Source organism: Pseudomonas sp. Sample_24, from assembly GCF_004307605.1.
Classification (GTDB): Bacteria; Pseudomonadota; Gammaproteobacteria; order Pseudomonadales; family Pseudomonadaceae; genus Aquipseudomonas.
Genome location: NZ_RCNW01000028.1, coordinates 1 through 5,019, shown reverse-complemented (window position 1 = coordinate 5,019; position 5,019 = coordinate 1). Strand labels below are relative to the sequence as shown.

General features: G+C 60.8%; 6 protein-coding genes and 1 pseudogene. 1 reads left to right on the top strand and 6 read right to left on the bottom strand.

Going from position 1 to position 5,019, the window contains the following annotated elements; translation table 11 throughout:
* The 3 genes and pseudogenes from D8V06_RS01290 to xseA all read right to left on the bottom strand — a co-directional run.
* Positions 1-365, bottom strand: a pseudogene (locus tag D8V06_RS01290) (2-isopropylmalate synthase); the annotation flags it as partial.
* A gap of 468 nt (positions 366-833) precedes the next feature.
* The gene (locus tag D8V06_RS01285; RefSeq protein ID WP_056855173.1) at positions 834-1,655 is read right to left on the bottom strand and encodes a peptidoglycan DD-metalloendopeptidase family protein; all 822 of its coding nucleotides are present in this window, start codon (positions 1,653-1,655) and stop codon (positions 834-836) included.
* A gap of 3 nt (positions 1,656-1,658) precedes the next feature.
* On the bottom strand, positions 1,659-3,038 hold the full coding sequence (gene xseA, locus D8V06_RS01280; protein ID WP_056855174.1) for an exodeoxyribonuclease VII large subunit: 1,380 nt from the start codon (positions 3,036-3,038) through the stop codon (positions 1,659-1,661).
* 135 nt (positions 3,039-3,173) lie between these two features.
* On the opposite strand from xseA, the gene D8V06_RS01275 reads away from it, so the two are divergent.
* The gene (locus tag D8V06_RS01275) at positions 3,174-3,941 is read left to right on the top strand and encodes a sulfite exporter TauE/SafE family protein (RefSeq protein WP_130905809.1); all 768 of its coding nucleotides are present in this window, start codon (positions 3,174-3,176) and stop codon (positions 3,939-3,941) included.
* Positions 3,942-4,048: 107 nt separating this feature from the next.
* On the opposite strand, the gene D8V06_RS01270 is transcribed toward D8V06_RS01275, so the two are convergent.
* The 3 genes from D8V06_RS01270 to D8V06_RS30655 form a co-directional block, all read right to left on the bottom strand.
* Positions 4,049-4,441 carry a hypothetical protein gene (locus D8V06_RS01270; RefSeq protein WP_056855176.1) on the bottom strand — a complete coding sequence of 131 codons (393 nt, stop codon included), beginning with the start codon at positions 4,439-4,441 and terminating at the stop codon, positions 4,049-4,051.
* Positions 4,442-4,449: 8 nt separating this feature from the next.
* Positions 4,450-4,878: a DNA polymerase III subunit chi gene (locus tag D8V06_RS01265; protein ID WP_056855177.1), complete on the bottom strand. Its 429-nt coding sequence runs from the start codon at positions 4,876-4,878 to the stop codon at positions 4,450-4,452.
* A 58-nt stretch (positions 4,879-4,936) separates the two neighbouring features.
* Positions 4,937-5,019 (bottom strand): hypothetical protein (locus tag D8V06_RS30655; RefSeq protein ID WP_241667753.1); only part of this gene is annotated, 83 nt, incomplete at its 5' end.

Below are 5,019 nucleotides of genomic sequence, written 5' to 3'. Positions count from 1 at the left end.
GCGCCACGCAGAGATTCGAACGTGCGCTCGATCAGGTCTTCACGGCCCTGGGTCAACACCTGGATGGTGGTGTCGTCCGGGATGTGGTTGCCTTCGATCAGGGTGCGGACGAAGTCGAAGTCGGTTTGCGAGGCGGCCGGGAACGACGCTTCGATTTCTTTCACACCGACTTGCACCAGGGTTTTCCAGAAGCGCAGCTTCTTGACGGCGTCCATCGGTTCGATCAGCGACTGGTTACCGTCACGCAGGTCGGAGCTGCACCAGATCGGCGCGCTGGTGATGGTCTTCGACGGCCAGGTGCGGTCCGGAATGTCGATGGTCGGGAACGCGCGGTATTTCGAAGACGGGTCTTTGAGCATGCTCATCGGGAAATCCTTATTGTGTGGGCCGAAAAAAGGCGGCCTGCCGGTGGATCAAAAGTTCTTGGGGTAACGCTTGGGACGAGGCGCCGCGATTCAGCCCGGCAGTCGCGCGCTGACGAGGCACAAACTGCGGTGCTGGCGGAGCTGAATGAGGGTGTGAGAGGTTTTCATGCCTTCAACCCTAACCTTGGGGGTGAAGGATGGCAAGCGGTCGAAAAAAATTGAGAGGAATCCTCGCTAGCGCATCTTTATCGAGATTATATTGCGTTGATTCGCGTTGTTCTTTTGCTTGTTTGCGCAAGGTTTGGTCGATGCGCAATCGCCTGTGGTGCTGAAAGCTTCTGTAGGAGCGAGCCCTGCTCGCGATGGACGTCATCGATAACGAGCCATGCCTGAATGGTCGCGGTGCCTAAGCGTTTTTCGCCAGCAGGCTGGCTCCTACAGGGATTGAGGCGTATCCGGCACAAATTACTAAGGCTGAAATGCCCCAATGAAAATCGCTGGATCCACCCGCGCATCATTCAGGCTGATATTCCAATGCATGTGCGGCCCGGTTGCGCGGCCAGTCGCTCCGACTTTGCCGACCACTGCGCCGCGAGCCAGTTGCTGGCCGACCTTCACGTCGATCTTCGACATGTGACAGAACATGCTGATGAAGCCCTGACCGTGATCGACGAACACGGTGTTGCCGTTGAAGAAGTAATTGCCGAGCAAAATCACCTTGCCCGCCGCCGGGGTCTTGATCGGTGTGCCTGCGCCCACCGCGAAATCCAGACCGGAATGGGGATTGCGTTCTTCACCGTTGAAGAAGCGGCGCACGCCGAACTTGCTCGACAGCGGGCCGTTGACCGGTTTATCCAGCAGCAGGTTGCTTGGGGTGTTCGGGCTGAAGGTGCGATAGGCGGCAATCTGCTCGGCGAGTTCACGCTCGATGCGCTTGAGATTCTCCGGGTCCGGATTGACCTGCTGGGTGTTTTTCAAGGTGATGCGCTGTTCCGGGTATTTCTTGTTGCCGACAGTGAATTTCAGGTCGCGACCGCCGCTGCTGATGGATTGGGCACCCGGCTTGACCGTCAACGGCACGCCAACGATGGCCAGCCAGTTGTTCTGCTCCTTGACCACCAACACCGGTTTGCCCTGATAGCTGGCTTTCGGTGCTTGTGCCGCAACTCCCAGGTCGACGACGGCCACGCCGCCTGGCACCGGTTTGTTCAACAGGCGCGTGATGTAGCTGTCGGCATGGGCATTGAAGGTCAGGCACAACAGCAGCAGCGAAGCAAAAAAACGCGGCATGGATCAGTCCAGTAGAGAAAGGGTGACGGGTGTCAGGTGATTGTCTTCGACCCGCACTTGCAGTTCACCTTCACCGAGCTTGGCCTTGAGGCGCTGACCCGTATGGGTTTGCTTGGCGCTGCGGATCGCGTTGCCGCGTTCGTCGAGCAAAATGCTGTAGCCGCGGCCGAGGGTCGCCAGAGGGCTGACCACGTGCAACGTCTGCATCTGGCTTTGTAACTGCAAGCGGCGGCTTTTCAGACCCTCGCGGATGGCGCGGGGCAGGCGTTCGGCAAGGCTGTCGAGGCGTTGGCGCAGCATCGCCAGTTGCCGGCCGGGATGTTGCCCGGCGAGGCGGGTTTCCAGGCGGATCAGTCGCTCGCGTCGGGTGTTGAGGCTGCGTTCAAACGCGCGACGCATGCGCATGTCCAGATCATCCAGGCGTTGCGCTTGCTGACGCAGGCGTTCGCCCGGATGGCGCAGACGGCGAGAGATGCCTTCCAGGCGCAATCGATCACGCATCAGCCGGTCGCGCATGCGCATCACCAGTCGGCGATGCAGGCTTTCGACCCGGCGCACCAGGTCGCTGGAGTCCGGTGCCAGCAGTTCGGCGGCGGCGGATGGCGTCGGCGCGCGAACGTCGGCCACGAAGTCGCTGATCGAGACGTCGGTTTCATGGCCAACGGCGCTGACAATGGGCGTCACGCAGGCATCCACGGCGCGGGCCACGGCTTCTTCGTTAAAGCACCAGAGGTCTTCCAGCGAGCCACCGCCCCGGGCCAGGATCAACGCGTCGAAGCCACGGGCATCCGCCAGCTTCAGGGCGCGGACAATCTGTGCCGTCGCTTCGCGGCCCTGTACGGCGGTGGGAATCAGCGTCAGTTGCACTTGCGGCGCACGGCGGCGGAATACGCTGATGATGTCGCGGATCACCGCTCCGGTCGGCGAGCTGATGATGCCAATACGTTGCGGGTGCGCCGGCAATGGCACTTTACGTTCGGCACTGAACAAGCCTTCGGCGCTGAGTTTTTCCTTCAAGGCATCGAAGGCCAGGCGCAGCGCGCCGTCACCCGCTGGCTCCACGGTGTCGAGTATCAGCTGGTAATCGCCGCGTCCTTCGAACAACGAAACTTTGCCGCGCACCTTGACCGCCAGGCCGTCCTTCAACGCTTGGCGCACTCGCGCGGCGTTCTGCCGGAACAGCGCGCAACGCACTTGGGCGCCGCTGTCCTTGAGGGTGAAATACACGTGGCCGGACGCCGGGCGGGCGAGGTTGGAGATTTCGCCTTCGACCCAGATGTTGCTGAACACGTCTTCAAGCAACACCCGCGCGCGGCCGTTGAGCTGGCTGACGGTGAGGACTTCGCGGTCCAGGCCGAGTCTTGCAAAGGGATCTTTAATCATGGGGCGCAGTTTAAAGGCATTTGGTGGGCAATCTCCATGATCCGGCATAAATCCGTTGTGGAAGGTTTTTTTGTGGCAGCGAGTTGGCTCGCACAGGGTTAAAGTCGTCAGCGGTAATCAAGGATGACAAGGGGAATGAGCGTGGTTGAGTTGTTGACCCAATGGCCATTCGGCGCCATGGACTGGTTGATCATCGGCGCGGGCATCGCCCTGGCCTACATCGTATTCGGCATCGCCGGTTTCGGTACGGCGCTGGTCGCCGGGCCGATTCTGATTCTGTTCATGCCATTGTCGAAAATCGTGCCGCTGTTGGTGTTGCTGGATTTTGTCGCGGCGTTCGGCAACCTGTTGCCCTCGCGACGGGATGTGGCGAAACCGGAGTTGCTGCGGTTGCTGCCGTGCATGGCGCTGGGCTGCACCCTCGGGGTGATTTTCCTGCTGAACCTGAAATCCGATCTGTTGCTGCTGCTGATGGGGGTGTTCATCAGCGCCTACGCGGTCTACAGCCTGTGGATAAAAGTCCGACCGGAACAGTTGTCCGCCGCGTGGGCGGCGCCGATGGGGACAGTGGGCGGGATGTTCGGCGCGTTGTTTGGCAGTGGCGGTTTCTTGTATGCGATCTACCTGAACAGTCGGCTGCCCAAGGATGAAGCGCGGGCGACGCAAAGCGCGCTGATCAGTTGCAGCACCGTGGTGCGCTTGAGTCTGTTTGCGGTCGCAGGCGTGTATGCCGAACTGCCATTGCTGGTGTTGGCGCTGTGTCTGCTACCGGCAATGGCGCTGGGGTTGTGGATTGGCCGACGGCTGACCAAGCGCTTGTCCCGCGAGGCGTTCGTGCGGTTGGTGACCTGGTTGGTGCTGGCCAGCGGGATTGCCTTGATCGGGCGTTACCTCAGCACCTGATGCGCGGCGCTCTTGTAGGAGCATGGCTTGCCCGCGATAGCGATCTCACGGACGCCATCGCGGGCAAGCCTTGCTCCTACAGGAAAGCAACATGTGTCAGCTCAGTATCAATCGTTGTACTGGCTTAGCAACCGCTCAAGCCGCGCGCTAAGGCGTCGTTTGATTTCGGTTTCGATGTGCGGTGCGAAGTCGTCGATCACGTCTTGCATGATCAGTTGCGCGGCGGCGCGCAGTTCGCTGTCGAGGTACAGCAGCGCGTCGCCGTTCTTCTCGGCACTTGGCGCTGGTTGAGCGGCGGGCCTGGGGGGAGGTGTCGGTGCGATGGTCGGCGCAGGTTCGCTGACGGTGTCGAACAACATTGGGATCTGTTCCTGGTCACCGTCCTCGACCGTGTCGGTCAACAGCGGTGGTTGCAGGTTGTCATCGCCGAGCAATTGGCGGATCGACTCAAGGTCGTCCAGCAGATGCGCGGACTTTTGCAGCGGTTTTGGAGTGTCCATCGGAATGCTCAGAGTCGCTGTAAACGGTGATCTTGCAGAGGATAGCCCTGTTCGCGGTAGAAACGGAAACTCTCCCGCGCGGCCGCTTTGATCGTCGGATCTTCAACCACCACTTCCGCCACGCGGGCGAAGCGCTGGGCAAAGGCCGGGACTTTCAGGTCGAGGTTGACCAGCAGGTCCTGATGCTGACCGCAGTCGTCACCCAGACCCAGGACAATCAAACCGTCCGATTCACTTTCAGCAGGGCCGTGGGGCACAAAACTTTCGCCCTTGAAAGCCCACAGGCGTGCATCGAGATCATCACGCTGGGCGGCGTCGCTGCAATGCAGGTAGACGCGGTGGCCCATGCGCCAGGCTTTTTCGGTGAGCTTGCAGGCGAAGTCCAGGCGTGCCGAAGGATCGGCACTGGGCAGGATGTAAAAGTCGACTTTGGTCATTGCGGTTCCTGAGCCTGGGCGGCGTCAGCCGAAGCGACGCCGCCCAGGTTCATTGGTTTCAGGCTTTGGCGCGATCCAGCAGGTATTGGGTCAGCAGTGGAACCGGGCGGCCAGTGGCGCCCTTGTCCTTGCCGCCGCTGG